Source organism: Dyella sp. C9 (genome assembly GCF_003332825.1).
Taxonomy (GTDB): domain Bacteria; phylum Pseudomonadota; class Gammaproteobacteria; order Xanthomonadales; family Rhodanobacteraceae; genus Dyella.
The window spans coordinates 395,866-412,399 of the sequence record NZ_QIRF01000002.1 but is presented as its reverse complement, the minus strand read 5'-3'; the positions used below and the strand labels follow the sequence as shown (position 1 = coordinate 412,399).

Below are 16,534 nucleotides of genomic sequence, written 5' to 3'. Positions count from 1 at the left end.
TTGTGGTGCGATGGTCGGGGCGGGGCGCGCACAGGGTGCGCGATCCCGTTCTCAGCGCAGTGCCGACGACAGCATCCGCTCGAACTCGTCGTCGTTGTCGGCCGTGGCGAGCAATTCCTCCACGGCGGCGAGCGAGGCGCGACGCATGGGCTTTTCGTCGATGCGGTCCAGTGGTGGTTGCTTGAGCGCGTCGCGCGGCATCACGGTGATGTCGAAGGGCAGGCCGTCCGCCGCGAACAGCAGCACCGGGTATTCCGCCTGCTCGTCACGCGTGGTGCGCAGGCGGCGCGTTTGCTGGGTGAGCGGCACGCCGCGCTCCTGCAGGAACAGCACGACGCTTTCCGGGGTGTCGCTGAACACGTGCAGGCAGACCGCCGAATGGGCATCAGCGGTGCCTTCCAGCACGGCACCGACCAGTCGCGGCTCGAAGCGATCGAGGAAGCGCATGGCCTCCACGGCGGCCTCGCGGCGCGCCTGCAGCAGTTGCGGCTGGGAGTCGGCGTGGAAGATGCGCTGGTGTTCCCGCAGGGCGTCTTCGATCTCGTTGTTGCGCGGCAGGGCCTGCGCGTCGAGGATGCCGAGCCGTTCGGCGGCCTTGATCTTGGCGTGGTGGAAATCGCGGATGCCGTGTTCGCTCATCAGGCGCGCCGCCTCCTGGGCGACGCGCAGACGATTGCGCTGAAGGCGATCCTGCGCGTGGATGCGGTGGTGCTGACCTCGTGCCATGCCTCATTCCTCCGGCAATCTGGCGCCCGTGATGGCGGGCGCGGGCGGCATCGCGGCTGGGGACCCGCTCTGCCGGCGACTAAAAGATGTCGTAGGCGTGCTGCTGATCCTGGTCCTCCTGCTGCTGGTTGGCCTGGTTGCGCAACCGGTCCACGTCCTCCACCTTGAAAATCTCGGGCATGCCGTTCGGATCGCCATCCCCGGCGGGCAGTCCGCTGGACCGGTCGATCTGTACCGTAGTGATACCGGGCGGCATCGGCAAGAGCGAGGAAGGCTGGTCCTTCAGGACCGAGCCCATGTAGGACATCCAGATCGGCAGCGCCGCCTTGGCGCCGAATTCGCCCTTGCCCAGCGAGCTGAAGTCGTCGAAGCCCACCCATACGGTGGTGACCAGGCTGCCGTTGAAGCCGGCGAACCAGGCGTCGCGGTGGTCGTTGGTGGAGCCGGTCTTGCCGGCCAGGTCGTCACGGCCCAGGGCCATCGCGGCCGAACCGGTGCCGCGCTTGATCACGTCCTGCATCAGCGAGGTAATCAGGTAGTCGTTGCGTACGTCGATCACCTGCGGTGCCAGCACGGGGACGTGGGTGCCGTCGCCATGGGCATCGGCCGGGAGCACGGCGTCGCCGACGCCGGCCACGCTGCCCGATATCGACGGCGAGCTGCTGCTTGCGGTCGCCACCGAGTTGGCCGGGGCGGCCGCGCTGGCGGCCGGCGGCGGACCCGGCGGGCGGGTGTCGAGCAGTCGTTCGGCGCAGGTGCGGCAGGCGCGGGCCGGATTCGCCACGTAGACCGGCTTGCCGTCGCGGTCATCGATCTCGCTGATGAAGTACGGGGTCACCAGGTAGCCGCCGTTGGCGAACACCGCATAGCCGCGGGCCATGCTCATGGGCGACACCGAGGCCGTGCCCAGGGCCATCGACAGGTTGTTGGGCAGCGAATCGAGGCTGAAGCCGAAGCGGGTCACGTAGTCGCGCGCGTAGCGCACGCCGATCGCGTCCAGCAGACGCACCGAGACCAGGTTCTTGGATTGCACCAGCGCCTCGCGCAGGCGGATCGGGCCATCGAACTTGTCGTCGTCGTTGGACGGCGTCCACAGGCCACCCGGACGTGACGGATCGGGCAGGGCGAGCGGCGCGTCATTGACGATGGAGGCCGGGGTGAAGCCGCGCTCGAAGGCCGCCGAGTAGATGAAGGGCTTGAAGCTCGAGCCCGGCTGGCGGGCCGCCATCACCGCGCGGTTGAACTTGCTGCGCAGGAAGTTGAAGCCGCCGACCAGGGCCTGCAGCGAACCGTCCTCCGGGTTGATCGAAGTTAGCGCCGCCTGTGCCGCCGGGATCTGGGTGAGCTGCCACTGGCCCTTTTCATCTCGTGCCACGCGCACGATGTCACCGCGCTTGAGCACGCTGGCCACGCTCTTGGGGGCGGGGCCGACCCGCGTATCGTCGTTGCGGGGGCGGGCCCAGCTCATGGCATCCAGTCCCAGCTTCACCTGTTCCCGGCTGGCCAGGTAGATGCTGGCCTCGCCGTTGGAGACGTCGGTGACGATGCCCGGCTGCATGCCCGAAATATCCGTATAGCCGGCCAGGGCGCGTTCGAGGTCGTCGGTGCCGGCGTCGGCGGCCAGCTCCTGGTGGGCCTCGGGGCCGCGCCAACCGTGGCGGTGGTCGTAGTCGATCAGGCCGGACCGCACGGACTCCACGGCCGCCTGCTGACGATCGCTCTGCAGCGTGGTCTTGACCACGTAGCCCTCGGTGAGGGCGTCGTTGCCCAGGCGGTCGAGCACCTGCAGGCGGACCATTTCGGCCAGGTACGGCGCGTCCACCTCGATCGCCGGTTCATGCGGTGAGGCGTTGTTGGGCTCGGCGATGGCCTGGTCGTACTCGGCCTGGGTGATGTAGTGGTTCTCCAGCATCTGCCCCAGCACCCAGTTGCGGCGGGCCAGCATGCGGCGGGGGTTGTTGAGCGGGTTCACCACCGAGGGCAGCTGGAAGGTTGAGGCGATGGTGGCGCATTCGGCCACGCTCAGCTGGTCCAGTGTCTTGCCGTAGTAGTACGAGGCGGCGGCGGCTACGCCATAGGAACGGTGGCCCAGGAACATCTTGTTGAGGTAGAGCTCCAGGATCTGGTCCTTGGTCAGCTCGCTCTCCATGCGCAGGGCGATGAAGATCTCAGTCAGCTTGCGCGAATAGAGCTTCTCGGGGCTCAGGAAGAAGTTGCGGGCCACCTGCTGGGTGATGGTGGAGCCGCCCGGGCCCTTGTCGCCGCCCGAGACAATCACGTGCCAGCCGGCGCGGGCAATGCCGTGCCAGTCCACGCCAGGGTGCTTGTAGAAGCTGGCATCCTCCGCCGCGAGCACGGCGTGCTTCAGGCGGTCCGGAACCTGGCCGATGGCGACCGGGATGCGCCGCGTCTCACCAAAGCTTGCGATCAGCTTGCCATCCGCGGAGAGCACCCGCAGCGGCACCTGCATGTGATAGTCCTTCAGCACGGCGACCGAGGGCAGGCGGGGGGAGATCAGCCAGTAGGCCACGCCGACCGCAGCGACGCCCAACAGCAAACCCGTGAAGGCCAGGACCAGGATCCAGCGCAGCAACCGCTTAAGAATTTGCATGGTTTGGGTGTTTGCGAGACGTAAGTCAAAACAACACAGAGTATAGATGTAGCAGTATCCCCGGCATGAACCGAGTGCGTCTCAGCAAAAAACAGGCCACCCGACACATTGGCTCAACCTGTGGATGGCGTCACGCGAAAGTGTCGAGAAAAGACTCGTAGGCCGTTGCCAATACATTAATTTTTGGTTTTAATGCCGACGCGCACCCCTCCCAGACAGGCGGGGGCGCCCAGGGGCAAGGGGGAAAATCGTGGGGCTCTTTACACCCAAGAAGCCGTCGCTTGTTGGCGTCGACATCAGTTCGACTGCCGTCAAGCTGCTGCAGCTCAGCCAAGCCGGCGGTCGCTATCGCGTAGAACATTACGCGGTCGAGCCACTGCCCCCGAATGCAGTGGTCGAAAAGAACATCGTCGAGGTCGAGGCGGTGGGCGAGGCCATCCGTCGCGCACTCGCGCGGTCCGGATCCAAGCTCAAACACGCCGCCGCGGCGGTGGCAGGTTCGGCCGTCATCACGCGCATCATTCCGATGCCGAGCGAGTTGTCCGAGGATGACCTCGAAGGCCAGATCCAGGTCGAGGCCAACCAGTACATCCCGTATCCGATCGAAGAAGTCAGCCTCGATTTCGAGGTGCTCGGTCCGGTGCGCGACAACCCGGAGATGAACAACGTGCTGCTGGCGGCCTCTCGTACCGAGAACGTCGACATGCGCGTTGCCGCGCTGGATCTCGGTGGCCTTGCAGCCAAGGTCGTCGACGTCGAGGCCTTCGCGATGGAGAACGCCTTCGCGATGGTGGCCGACCAGCTCAATGTCGGTCGCGACGCGCTGGTGGCCGTGGTCGACATCGGTGCCACGATGACCACGCTGTCGGTGCTGCGCAACCAGCGCACCATCTATTCGCGCGAACAGGTTTTCGGTGGCAAGCAGCTCACCGATGAGATCATGCGCCGCTATGGCCTTTCCTATGAGGAGGCCGGGCGAGCCAAGCGCAAGGGCGGCCTGCCCGACTCCTACGAGAGCGAGGCGCTGGAGCCGTTCAAGGAGTCGCTGATCCAGCAGATCAGCCGCCTGCTCCAGTTCTTCTTTGCCGGCAGCGAATACAGCAAGGTTGACCAGGTGGTGCTGGCCGGCGGCTGCGCTTCCATCGAAGGCATCGGCCCGATGCTCGAGCAGCAACTTGGCGTGCCCTGCGTGGTGGCCAACCCGCTGGCACGCATGTCGTTGTCGCCGCGCGTGCAGGCCCAGTCGCTGGCCCAGGACGCCCCCGCCTTGATGATTGCGGTGGGCCTCGCGCTGAGGAGCTTCGACTGATGGCACACATCAACCTACTTCCCTGGCGCGCCGAGCGCCGCAAGCAGCGCGAACGCGAGTTCTTCATGCAGCTCGGTGCGTCGTTCGCGGCGGCCGTGCTGGTGTTGATCGTGTGGGCCTTCTGGATGGATGAGCGCATCGACAACCAGAACGGCCGCAACGCGTATCTGCAGGGCGAGATCAAGCAGCTCGACGAACGCATCGCCAAGATCAAGGATCTGGAGAACGTCCGCAGCCGCCTGCTGGCGCGCAAGCAGATCATCGAGCAGCTGCAGGCCAATCGCTCGCAGATGGTCCACCTGTTCGACGAGCTGGTGAAGACCATTCCGGCCAGCGCGCGTCTGGGTGGCCTCAAGCAGAGCGGCGACTCCATGACCCTCGAGGGCGTTGCCCAGTCCAATGCGAGCGTGGCCGAGTACATGCGCAACATCGAAGCCTCGCCGTGGATGGGGCATGCCGACCTGCGCAAGACCGAGAACACCCACGGGGACAGCCGCCTGCCGTACTCGTTTGGCCTCGATGTGGCCTTGAGCCGACCTAAGTCGGATGAGAACGGCGACGGTTCGGATGACGACAGCAAGCCGCTTGTTCCTTCCAGCGCGCCAGCACCCGTCGTGGCGCCGGCAGCCGCTGGCTCGGCCGCCCATCCGGCTGCAGTGACCCCGCCGGCGGACAAGACGGCGCCGGCAGCCACGGCAGCCGCGGGCGACAAGGGCACCAGCCCCGCAGGCAACGGAGGAGCCAAGCAATGAAGTTCCTCAACGACCTGCAGAACCTCGATCGCAACAACATCGGTGGCTGGCCCAAGTCGATCAAGCTGTTCTTCACCGGGCTGGTGTTCGTCGTGGTGCTGCTGCTGGGCTGGTACCTCTACGTGAGTGACCAGCAGGACACGCTTGAGGGCGCCACGGCCAAGGAAGCGCAGCTCAAGACGGAGTTCTCCGAGAAACAGGCCAAGTCGGTCAATCTCGAAGCGCTGCAGCAACAGCTCGACGAAATGCAGGACATGCTGCGCCAGCTGTTGCGCCAGCTGCCCAGCAAGACCGAAATGCCCGAGCTGCTGGTGGATATCTCGCAGACCGCGCTGTCGGCAGGCCTGGAAACCGAGCTGTTCCAGCCGGGTCCGGAGTCGCCGAAGGATTTCTACGCCGAGAAGCCGATCCAGCTGCGCATGGTGGGTACCTACCACCAGTTCGGTACCTTCATCAGTGGCGTGGCCTCGCTACCCCGCGTGGTGATCCTCACCTTGCACGATGTTTCGCTGACGCCCAAGAACAAGGATGCCAAGACCGGTGTTGCCACCGGCGGCCTGCTGGTGCTGCAGGGCACGGTGAAGACCTATCGCTACCTTGAGGATGACGAAAGCCCTGAGGCCAAGGCCGCCAACGCCAAATCGGCCAGCGGCAAGCCCGGCAAGGGCAAGCCTGCGGCGAAGACTGGGGGGCAGAAATGAGCAAGTTGACGGCCTACAGGTCCGCCTACCCGGCCAAGGCGCTGCTGGTGCTGTGTGCCGCGCTCACCCTTGCCGGGTGCAGCGGGCAGGACGACCTCCACCAGTGGGTGGCCCAGGAAAAGCAGAAGAAGGGCGCGCCGATCCCGCCGCTCCCGGTGATCAAGACGTTCGAGACGTTCCAGTACAACGATCAGGACAAGCGCGACCCGTTCAGCCCGAGCACGGCCGAACTGCAGAGCAGCGCCAGCAACGGGCCACGGCCGGACGAGAACCGACCGAAGGAGCCGCTGGAGATGTTCGCGCTGGACAGCCTGAAGATGGTTGGCACGGTGGGTACCGGTGCCGGCATGGAAGTGCTGGTAAAGGATCCGGGTGGCGTCATCCACCGCGTGCATCGCAATGAATACATGGGCCAGAGCTACGGTCGGGTCACGGCGATCGCCGACGACCACATCGACCTGGTGGAACTGGTTTCCAACGGAAATGGTGGCTGGATGGAACGTCCCGCCAGCATCGCGCTCAGCGAGAAATAAGAAACAGGGGCTGATGCAATGACCAACCAAATCACTACTGTCCGGGGCCGAGTCATGCGCCAGGCAAGCCGCTACATGGTCGTGGGCCTGCTGACGCTGGGCGCCGCCTGGTCGAACGCCGCCGCCGCCGCCACCAGCACCCTGAAGGACATCAGCTACGACACGCTGCCGGGTGGCCGCATCGAGCTGCACATGAACTTCGCCCAGGGGCCGGTGCCGGAACCGAAGATCTTCACCACCGGTAATCCACCGCGCATCGCCGTGGATTTTGCCGATACGGACAACGCCGCGCCGCGTCACCTCGACATCGGCAAGGGTTCGGCCACCGGTGTCTCGGCAGTGTCTGCCGGCGGCCGCACCCGCGTGGTGGTCGAGCTGCTGCGTGACTCCACCTATCGCTCCCGCGTGGAAGGCAACAGCTTCGTGCTGGTCGTAAACAACGGCACCGATGCCAATACCACCACCACGGCGGCGACGATTGATCCGTCCAAGGCCCTGCCGTCCATGGCTACGGGCCCCTCGGTCTCCAATATCGATTTCCGACGCGGGCCGAATGGGGAAGGCCGCATCCTGATCGACTTCAGCGGCACCGGCGCCAATGCGGACATGAAGCGCCAGGGCGACAAGGTGCTGGTGGACATCGATCATGCCAACCTGCCGTCCAACCTGGCCCAGCGCCTTGACGTGCTCGACTTCGCCACGCCGGTGCAGTCCATCGTCACCAAGGCCGGCGTGCGTGGCGGCGCCCATATGGAGATCGCGGTCAAGGGCGAGGTGGATACTTCGGCCTACCAAAGCGGAAACCAGTACGTGGTCGAGGTCGCGGCCAAGAAGAAGGATCCGAAGGCGACCGATCCCAAGCTGAGTCGCGGGCAGGATCCGGTCTACAGCGGCAACCGCGTGACCTTCAACTTCCAGGACATTCCGGTGCGCTCGGCGCTGCAGTTGCTGGCCGACATCTCCGGCTTGAACCTGGTGGCGTCCGATACGGTGGGTGGCAGCGTCACGCTGCGCCTGGTCAACGTGCCCTGGGATCAGGCGCTGGACGTGGTGCTGCGGGCCAAGAGCCTGGACAAGCGCCGCAACGGCAACGTGATCTGGATTGCACCGCAGGAAGAGTTGGCCAAGTACGAGCAGAGCATCGCCGACGCCCGCATCAAGGCCGAGGACAATGCCGAGCTGGTGACCGACTACGTGCCGATCAGCTATGGCAAGGCGAAGGACATCGCCAAGCTGCTGACCTCGGGCAGCATGCAGAGCACGGGCGGTGGCCAGAGCGGGCAGCCGGGCTCCCATGGCTTCTTGTCCTCGCGCGGCAGCGTGTCCTTCGACGAGCGCACCAACACCCTGTTGATCAACGACAACCCGCAGAAGATCCATGAGCTGCGTGAGCTGATCTCGGTGCTCGACAAGCCGGTGCAGCAAGTGCTGATCGAATCGCGCATCGTCATCGCCACCGACAACTTCACCCGTGAACTCGGTGCGAAGTTCGGCCTGCAGGGCACCAAGACCAACCCGAGCGGGCAGCAGATCTCCATCGGCGGCACCGACCAGGGCAACGGCACGGCGACCGGTCTCAACGTTGACCTGCCGGCGAGCAGCCCGGCTGGCAGCTTCGGCCTGGGTATCCTTGGCAAGAACTACGCCCTGGACCTGGAGCTGTCCGCTGCACAGACCGAAGGCCGTGGCGAGGTGATCTCCAGCCCGCGTGTCATTACCGCCAACCAGCAGGAAGCGGTGATCCGCCAGGGTCAGGAAATCGGCTACGTGACCTACCAGAACAGCGCCACCGGTTCGGCTGGCAGCGGTACCGCCACCGTGCAGTTCAAGGATGCGGTGCTGGAGCTCAAGGTCACCCCGACCATCACGGCCGACAACCGCGTCTACCTGATGATCAACGTGAAGAAGGATGCGCTGAACCAGTTCATCACCGTGCCGGGCAGTGGCCAGGTACCGGAGATCGACACCCGTGAGATCAACACCTCGGTGCTGGTCGATAACGGTCAGACGGTCGTGCTGGGTGGCATCTATGAAATCACCAAGCAGAACACGGCGACCAAGGTGCCGGGTCTGGGCGATATCCCGGGTATCGGCATCCTGTTCCGCAACACCTCGCGCGAAAGCGACAAAGCGGAGCTGCTGATCTTCGTGACGCCGCGCATCCTCAGCGACAGCCTGCAGTAACCGGCGGTCACCGGCAGTACGGAAAGGGCGGCCCAGGCCGCCCTTTTTCGTGTCCGGACCACGCCGGGCGGACGGGCCAGAAGTCATGGGGAGTAAACTTCCGGCTCGCGTTAAGGTCTGTGGTAGCGCACGAACCTGAGACGGAATACCGATGGACATGCCCGAACCCGCCCCCGCATCCCGCCTGCAGCAGGCATTCCTGCAGGTGCGCAACGAACTGCAGCGCAGCGTGATCGGCCAGCCGCACCTTATCGACTGCCTGCTGGTGGCCCTGCTGGCCGATGGCCACCTGCTGGTGGAGGGCGCCCCGGGTCTGGCCAAGACCACCGTGGTCAAGGCACTCGCCGGCTGCATCGAGGCCGATTTCCACCGCGTGCAGTTCACCCCGGACCTGCTGCCGGCCGATCTCACCGGCACGGACGTGTTCCGTCCGCAGAGCGGCAGCTTTGAATTCGAACGGGGCCCCTTGTTCCACAACATCGTGCTGGCCGACGAGATCAACCGCGCGCCGGCGAAGGTGCAATCGGCGCTGCTGGAGGCGATGGCCGAGCGGCAGATCACCGTGGGGCGCAGCACATGGCGGCTGCCTGAACTGTTCATGGTGATGGCGACCCAGAACCCGATTGAGCAGGAAGGCACGTTTGCGCTGCCGGAGGCCCAGCTGGATCGCTTCGTGATGCACGTGACCATCGGCTATCCCGATGCCGCGGCTGAACTGGCGATCCTCAAGCTGGCCCGCGAGCAGGCACGCCGCAGCCTCCATCCCGTGACAGCATCGCGCCCGACGCTGAGCCAGGCCGACGTGTTCAGCGCGCGCGACGCCGTGCTCAATGTGCACATGGCATCGCCACTGGAGGAATACATCGCGCAGCTAGTGCTGGCGACGCGCGATGCCGGCGCCTACGGTTCCGAGCTGAAGCGCTGGATTTCCTGGGGTGCGAGCCCGCGCGGCACCATCGCGCTGGATCGCTGCTCACGGGCGCATGCCTGGCTGGCCGGGCGTGACTACGTGTTGCCCGAGGATGTCCACGCCATCGCCCATGAGGTGCTGCGTCATCGCGTACTGCTCAGCTACGAGGCGGAGGCCGAGGGCGTGCGAAGCGACCAGGTCATCCGCCGCGTGCTGGATCTCGTGCCGCTGCCGTGAATGCTGTGGTGAATCCTCCGGCCGAGGGTGACGGCCGCACGCAGGTCCGTCTGGCTGAGCTGGTGAGCCTGCGTGGACGGGTGGCCAAGGCAGCCTTGCCGCGGCTGGAAAGTCGGGCGATGCGCTCGGGCCAGCAATCCAGTCGGCTGTTCGGTCGCGGCATGGATTACGCCGAGTCGCGCGTCTACCAGCCCGGCGATGACGTGCGTCGCCTGGATTGGCGCCTCACGGCGCGCAGCGGCCGGCTGCACACCAAGCTCTTCCAGGAGGAGCGCGAGGGTCGCCTGCTGATCCTGCTCGATACGCACGAAAGCATGCGTTTTGGCACCCGCGTGCGCTTCAAGTCGGTGCAGGCGGCGCGTGCAGCTGCCCTTGCGGCCTGGTATGCGGTGCGTGCCGGTGAGCGCGTGGGCCTGATGGAGTTCGGCGGCAACGATCGCCTGCTGCGTCCCCTGGGCGGCGTACGGGGCGCGCTGGCGGTTTGCGGTGCCCTGGCCGAGTGGGATGCGCTGCCGCGCCGTGCGCATGGTGAGCCCTTGTCGGCGGCGCTGCTGCGCGCGGGACGACTCATGCATGGCGCGAACCGGGTGTTGCTGATCAGCGACGGCCTGTCCTGCGACGAGGCCTCGCGCAGTCGCTTGCTCGATCTGGCGCGCAAGGCCGGCGTGCGCGTGCTGGTGGTGGCCGATGCGCTTGAACTGGCCTTGCCGCCACCGGGCCGCTACCCCCTCGAACATGACGGCGAACGGCGTGAAGTGGCTTTGTTCGGCGAACGCCAGCGCCGTGAATTCCAGCGACGCCTCGGGGCGGGCCCTGCGCGTCTCAACGCGATGGCACAGGAACTGGCCTTGGCGCACACGACCATCGATACCTCGACCGATCCGCTCGACGCCGTCATGAAACTGCTGGCCCCTGGAGTACGCCGATGAGCGCGCAGTCCACGACGCCGGCGGCGCCCACGGGACCGGTGTTACGCGACATCCACCTGCCCCCATCGCCGTCGTGGTGGCCGCCAGCGCCCGGATGGTGGATGCTGGCCGGCCTGCTGCTGATCGCCCTCGCCATGCTTGCGTGGTGGTGGTATCGACGCCGACGTCGGCTGGCGCTGGAGCGCGCCTTGCTCGGCGAGCTGGATCGCCTGGTATCGGAGCGAGGCGCGCAGCCACAGCAACTCGTCGCCGGACTGCATCAGTTGTTGCGACGCGCGGCCCTGCGCTACGACGCCGGGGCTGCGCAGCGGCAAGGGGCGGCTTGGCGCGACACGCTGGCGCGGGTTGGCGTTGATGCCAGCACGCTGGACCGGCTGATGACGCTGGAGTACGCCATGTATCGGCCCGATGCGGCGATCGAGATCGCCCCGGTCGTCGACGCCGCTCGCCGCTGGTTGCTGCAGGCGTGGCGCCAGGGCGGATCGACGGCTGTTGCCAGCAAGCGGGAGCCGGCGCATGCCTGAATTGGCCTGGCCCTGGGTGTTTGCCTTGCTGCCGTTGCCGTGGCTGGTTAGGCGCTGGTTGCGCGTGGCGGCACCGGGTGTGGCGCTGCACCTGCCTCATCCTGGATTGCATCTGGACGCTGCCGAGCGCGGCCGGAGCAGTGGCTGGCGATCGTGGTTGCTCGCACTCGCCTGGTTGCTGCTGCTGGTGGCGGCCGCGCGGCCACAGTGGGTCGGGCCGCCCCAGGCCCAGCAGCATAGCGGGCGTGCACTGATGCTTGCGGTGGACTTGTCGGGCAGCATGCGCACGGACGACATGCAGCTGGCCGGTCGCCCGGTGAGCCGCTTCGGGGCGGTCGAAGCGATTGCCGGCGACTTCATTGCGCGCCGCAGTGGCGACGAGATGGGACTGATCCTGTTCGGCAGTCGCGCTTTCCTGGTGACTCCGCTCACCTATGACCTCGATGCCGTGCGAGCGCAGTTGCAGGGTGCATCCGTTGGACTGGCCGGCACCGAGACAGCCATCGGCGACGCCATTGCGGTGGCCGTCAAGCGCCTGGCTGGCTTGCCCGAGCAGGCGCGTGTCGTGGTGTTGCTTACCGATGGCGTGAACAACGCCGGCAGCATCGCGCCGCTGGATGCCGCGCATGCCGCCAAGGCTGCGGGCGTACGCATCTACACCATCGGCATCGGCGCCACCGAGATGCGCATACCCGATCTGTTCGGGTCGCATACGGTCAATCCATCGGCGGATCTCGACGAAGGCATGCTGCGTTCGATTGCCTCGCAGACGGGTGGCCATTACTTCCGCGCTACCGATTCCAGCCAGTTGGCCGATGCCTACCGGGCCATCGATGCGCTGGAGCCGATGCCCCAGCAAGGCCCTGCCTTGCGCCCGCGGCATGAGTTGTTCCGCTGGCCGCTCGCGCTGGCCGCGCTGGCATGGATGGTGGCGATGGTGCCGCGCCCGCGGCGACGGGAAGCATGGGCATGAGCGAGGCGCTGCAGCAGTTCCATTTCCTGCATCCGCAATGGCTGCTGGCCCTGCTGGCGTTGCCGTTGCTGCTGGTGCTTGCCGCGAGGCGCAGCGGCGCGCGCGAGGCACTGGCGTCCCTGGTTGATCCGGAACTGCTGCCGCACCTGCTGCAGGGGCGCGAGCGGCGGCGGCGTGTACCAGCGGGGCTGCTTGCCGTTGGCTGGATCCTGGGCTCGCTGGCCATGGCTGGTCCGACCTGGAGCCGTGTCGCGCAGCCGATGTACAGCCAGCGCGCGGCGCAGGTGGTCGCGCTCTCGCTGTCCCAGCACATGCTGGCGCGCGACGTGGCGCCCAGCCGCATCGACCGGGCGCGCTACAAGGTTCGCGACCTGCTTGCAGCCAACCACGATGGATTGAACGCCTTGGTGGCCTACGCCGGCGAAGCTTTCGTGGTGGCGCCGCTCAGCACGGATGAGGGCAGCCTGCGCGACCTGCTGGATGCGCTGGCGCCGGACACCATGCCGGTCGATGGCGACAACGCGGCACAAGCCATCGAGCGTGGCGTGGAGCTGATCCGCGGCGCCAATGTCGGCGGCGGTTCATTGGTGCTGGTCACCGACGATGCGGATGAGGCCGCCGTCACCGCGGCGCGCAAGGCACAGGCGGCTGGAGTGCGGGTATCGGTGCTGGGCGTGGGAACGCCGCAGGGCGGGCCGGTGCCGATCGCCGACGAGGGCTTCCAGCGCGATGCGCAGGGCGAGCTGAGCATGGCCCGCCGCAATGATGGCGCGTTGCGCACGCTGGCCGAGGCGGGTGGTGGCCGTTACGTGCCGATGAGTGATGGCAGCGGCGACATCGATGCGCTGCGCACGGAACTGCGCAGTGAAGGGGCTGCGCAGCTGGCGGACGGCCTGCACGGCGACGAATGGCAGGATCGCGGTCCCTGGCTGTTGCTGCCCTTGCTGCCGCTGGTCGCATTGTCGTTCCGTCGCGGTTGGTTGGCCCTGCTGCCGCTCGTGTTGCTGCCGTGCCTGGCGCAGCCGGCCCATGCCTCCGGCTGGAACGACCTGTGGCGCCGTCCCGACCAGCAGGCCGCCGCGGCCCTGCGTGACGGCAAGGCCAGGCAGGCCTTGCAACTCGCGCCCGATCCGGCCTGGCGTGGCGCGGCCGCCTATCGCGCCGGCGACTACGCGGCGGCGGCGTCCGCCCTGCGCGGGCAGGCCGGTTCCGATGCGCAATACAACCTGGGCAATGCGCTGGCCCGGCAGCAGGACTACCAGGGGGCCCTCGAAGCCTATGACCGCGCGCTCAAGGCCGATCCAGGCAACGCCGATGCCCTGGCCAACCGGAAGGCGGTCGAGGATTGGCTGAAGCGGCAGCAGCAACAGCCCCAGTCGCAGCAGGGCGCACAGGACAACAAGGGCAAGTCGGGATCGGACAAGACCACCACGCCGCCGGACAACGCGCAGGGCCAGGCCGGTCAGCAGGGCAAGCCGGACGACCAGGATTCACAAGCCGGCAAGCCGTCCAGTGACGGACACGGTGAAGCGCAAGGGGAGGGCAAGGACCGCGAGTCCAGCCAGTCCTCCTCGCAGGACCGCTCCGCCCTTTCTCCTGGCGCGCCCAAGCCCGAGACGGCGGAACAGCAGGCCGAGCAGCGCGCGCGCGAAGCGCAGGCACAGCAGGCGCTGCAAAAACAGATGGATCAGGCCCTTGGCAAGCCGGGCCAGCAAAAGCCAGGACAGCCGCATGAACTCGGCAGGATGGAGGCGGACGATGCGCAGTCGCGCCTGCCGGCCGATGTACGCCAGGCGTTGCAGCGCGTGCCGGACGATCCGGGCGCGCTGCTGCGACGCAAGTTCGATCTCGAATACCGACAGCGCCACGGCGCCGTACCGCCAGAGGATGACTCGCAGTGAAAGCGCGTCCGTTGTTTGCCCTGCTTTGGATGATGCTCGTGCTGTGGCCGCTGGCGTCGCGCGCGGCCGATGTGCAGGCCACGCTGGACCGCAACAGGGTGGAACTGGGCGAAACCGTGACCCTGAACCTCCGCGTGAACGGCGGCGGCATGGTGCCCGCGCCCGACCTCAGTGCGTTGAGCGGTGACTTCGCCGTGCTCGGCACCTCGAGCAATACCAGCATCAGCATCGTCAATGGCGCCCGCTCGGCACAGGTCACCATCGGCGTGGCGCTGCGGCCGCTGCACGTGGGCACGTTGCGCATACCGCCGTTGTCGGTGGCCGGCAGTACCACCCCGCCGGTGCTCCTGGAGGTAGTTCCACCCGATCCGACTGCGGCCAGCTCCGGCCGTAAAGACGTCTTTCTCGAAGCTGGTGTCGATCCCCAGGGCGGCTACGTGGGACAGCAGCTGGTCTACACCGTGCGCCTATTCTTCGCCACCGACCTCACCAGTGGGTCGTTGGAGGATCCGCAACTTACAGGCGTCGATGTGCACCCGCTGGGCAACGAGATCAACTACCAGGCCGAGCGGGGTGGCCGGCGCTACAACGTGATCGAGCGACGCTATGCGCTGACGCCACAGCGTCCTGGCCACCAGGAGATGCCGCCGCTGGCATTCCAGGGCGAGATGGTCGACATGGCCGATCCCAACGCGTTCTTCGGCAATGCCACGCCCGTCACTGCATCGTCCCCGACGGTGGCCTTCGACGTGCGCCCGATACCGGCGCAGGCAGGGCAGACCGCCTGGCTGCCGGCCCATGCGCTGCAATTGAGCCTGGATGGTGCACCCACGCATGGCGAGCTGCGCGTGGGCCAGCCTTTGAACCTGGTGATGAGCGTGCAGGCCACCGGGCTGTCTTACGAGGCGCTGCCGGCGCTCAGCCTGCCGGCGCTGGATGGCGCGACCGTATATCCCGACAAGCCCGTCAATGGCACCCGCACCGAAGGGCCATGGCTGGTGGGACGCCGGCAGCAGGGCTTTGCCGTGGTGCCAAGCCGCCCCGGCACGCTGACCATTCCCGAAACCACGCTGACCTGGTGGAACGTAGCGGAAGACAAGGCGGAAGTAGCGCGCATTCCGGCGCAGACCTACACCGTACTGCCCGCGGCGGGAGCGCCAGCACAACAGCCGCCCGCCACGCCCGTCGCGCCCGCGGAGCCCGTGGTGGCTTCGCAGCCCATGGCCGGCATGGCGGGCCTGCCTTGGCGCTGGATCGCGCTGGGCAGCCTGGGCCTGTGGCTGCTCAGCGTGCTGGCGTGGTGGTGGCTGCGGCGCCGGCCATCGGCGCCGGTCCGTACTCCCCCGACCCAGGGCGCTGCACCGGCGGCCGGTCCGCTTCGGGCAGCCTTCCTCACCGCGGCACGTGGCGACGACAGTGCCAGGCAGGCAGCCAGCCTGCTGGCCTGGGCGCGCGCCGAGCGACCGGCGCTGCACAATCTGGGCGAGCTCGCGCAGGCCTTGGCCTCCGAACCCCAGCGCGCGGCCATCGCCGTGCTCCAGCGCAAGCGTTACGCCGGTGGCGAAGCGCCGGGTCTCGGCGACCAGCTGGCCAAGGTATTCCGGGATGGCTTCGACTGGGGCACCAGCGATGGCAGCGACGGGGCCTCGCCGCTGCCGCCGTTGTACCCGTTCAACCTGCAGCGCTGAGCGCAGCCTGGTACACGGCTGCCATGGCATCACTGAAGCAGCACAGCAGAACGCGTACATTACCCGTCGTGACAAGCGATTCGCGCAGACTGGCCAGCGCCACAGGCGCGGCCTGTTCCGGCGGGTAGCCGTAGACGCCGCAGCTGATCGCGGGGAAGGCGATGGAGGCCAGCTCATGCTCCCGCGCCAGCCTCATGGTTTCGCGGTAGCAACTGGCCAGCTGGGAGGGTTCGCCGTGGTGGCCGCCGTGCCAGACCGGGCCGACGGTATGGATGACGTAGCATGCCTCCAGGTCGAAGCCGGGCGTGATGCGCGCCTCGCCGGTAGGGCAGCGGACACCCGGCCGCACCTCGGCGATGGCCCGGCAGGCTTCCAGCAGGCGCGGGCCTGCGGCGCGATGGATCGCACCGTCCACGCCACCGCCGCCCAAAAGGGTGCTGTTGGCGGCGTTGACGATGGCGTCGACACGCAGCCCGGTGATGTCGGCCGTGATGATCTGGATGGACATGGATGTCATTTCGTGAAATCTTGCGATGTATCCTTGAAACTAAACTTC

Annotated in this window: 14 protein-coding genes; 11 read left to right on the top strand and 3 right to left on the bottom strand. The window is 67.0% G+C overall.

The features are described from left to right. Positions 1–51: 51 nt before the first annotated feature. A complete protein-coding gene (locus DVU99_RS04160) occupies positions 52–726 on the bottom strand; it encodes a hypothetical protein (protein ID WP_114238925.1) in 675 nt (224 codons plus the stop codon). A 79-nt stretch (positions 727–805) separates the two neighbouring features. Continuing rightward, positions 806–3,337, bottom strand: a complete 2,532-nt coding sequence (locus DVU99_RS04155; RefSeq protein ID WP_114238924.1) for a penicillin-binding protein 1A — start codon at positions 3,335–3,337, stop codon at positions 806–808. Positions 3,338–3,587: 250 nt separating this feature from the next. Between DVU99_RS04155 and DVU99_RS04150 the strand changes: the two genes are divergently transcribed. The 11 genes from DVU99_RS04150 to DVU99_RS04100 all read left to right on the top strand — a co-directional run bounded on the left by DVU99_RS04150 (position 3,588) and on the right by DVU99_RS04100 (position 15,978). Beyond that, the gene (locus DVU99_RS04150) at positions 3,588–4,646 is read left to right on the top strand and encodes a pilus assembly protein PilM (protein WP_114238923.1); all 1,059 of its coding nucleotides are present in this window, start codon (positions 3,588–3,590) and stop codon (positions 4,644–4,646) included. Further along, positions 4,646–5,398, top strand: a complete 753-nt coding sequence (locus DVU99_RS04145) for a PilN domain-containing protein (protein WP_114238922.1) — start codon at positions 4,646–4,648, stop codon at positions 5,396–5,398. The genes DVU99_RS04150 and DVU99_RS04145 overlap by 1 nt, the downstream gene beginning before the upstream one ends. Then, the gene (locus tag DVU99_RS04140) at positions 5,395–6,099 is read left to right on the top strand and encodes a type 4a pilus biogenesis protein PilO (RefSeq protein WP_114238921.1); all 705 of its coding nucleotides are present in this window, start codon (positions 5,395–5,397) and stop codon (positions 6,097–6,099) included. The genes DVU99_RS04145 and DVU99_RS04140 overlap by 4 nt, the downstream gene beginning before the upstream one ends. Beyond that, a complete protein-coding gene (locus tag DVU99_RS04135; protein ID WP_114238920.1) occupies positions 6,096–6,632 on the top strand; it encodes a pilus assembly protein PilP in 537 nt (178 codons plus the stop codon). Before DVU99_RS04140 ends, DVU99_RS04135 begins: the two co-directional genes overlap by 4 nt. A gap of 54 nt (positions 6,633–6,686) precedes the next feature. Further along, the gene (pilQ, locus tag DVU99_RS04130; RefSeq protein ID WP_114238919.1) at positions 6,687–8,816 is read left to right on the top strand and encodes a type IV pilus secretin PilQ; all 2,130 of its coding nucleotides are present in this window, start codon (positions 6,687–6,689) and stop codon (positions 8,814–8,816) included. A 151-nt stretch (positions 8,817–8,967) separates the two neighbouring features. Next, a complete protein-coding gene (locus tag DVU99_RS04125; RefSeq protein WP_114238918.1) occupies positions 8,968–9,963 on the top strand; it encodes a MoxR family ATPase in 996 nt (331 codons plus the stop codon). Then, positions 9,960–10,892, top strand: a complete 933-nt coding sequence (locus DVU99_RS04120) for a DUF58 domain-containing protein (RefSeq protein ID WP_114238917.1) — start codon at positions 9,960–9,962, stop codon at positions 10,890–10,892. Before DVU99_RS04125 ends, DVU99_RS04120 begins: the two co-directional genes overlap by 4 nt. Beyond that, complete coding sequence (locus DVU99_RS04115) at positions 10,889–11,416, top strand: DUF4381 family protein (RefSeq protein WP_114238916.1); 528 nt, start codon at positions 10,889–10,891, stop codon at positions 11,414–11,416. The genes DVU99_RS04120 and DVU99_RS04115 overlap by 4 nt, the downstream gene beginning before the upstream one ends. Beyond that, the gene (locus DVU99_RS04110) at positions 11,409–12,389 is read left to right on the top strand and encodes a VWA domain-containing protein (protein ID WP_114238915.1); all 981 of its coding nucleotides are present in this window, start codon (positions 11,409–11,411) and stop codon (positions 12,387–12,389) included. The genes DVU99_RS04115 and DVU99_RS04110 overlap by 8 nt, the downstream gene beginning before the upstream one ends. After that, positions 12,386–14,290 carry a tetratricopeptide repeat protein gene (locus DVU99_RS04105; RefSeq protein ID WP_114239062.1) on the top strand — a complete coding sequence of 635 codons (1,905 nt, stop codon included), beginning with the start codon at positions 12,386–12,388 and terminating at the stop codon, positions 14,288–14,290. The genes DVU99_RS04110 and DVU99_RS04105 overlap by 4 nt, the downstream gene beginning before the upstream one ends. Next, positions 14,287–15,978 (top strand): BatD family protein, encoded by a 1,692-nt coding sequence (locus DVU99_RS04100; RefSeq protein ID WP_232823440.1) that lies wholly within the window; start codon positions 14,287–14,289, stop codon positions 15,976–15,978. The genes DVU99_RS04105 and DVU99_RS04100 overlap by 4 nt, the downstream gene beginning before the upstream one ends. Here the strand turns inward: DVU99_RS04100 and DVU99_RS04095 are convergent. Further along, positions 15,962–16,486, bottom strand: coding sequence for an O-acetyl-ADP-ribose deacetylase (locus tag DVU99_RS04095; protein WP_114238914.1), 525 nt, complete (start codon positions 16,484–16,486; stop codon positions 15,962–15,964). The two genes, DVU99_RS04100 and DVU99_RS04095, sit on opposite strands and share 17 nt — an antisense overlap. Positions 16,487–16,534 lie beyond the last annotated feature (48 nt).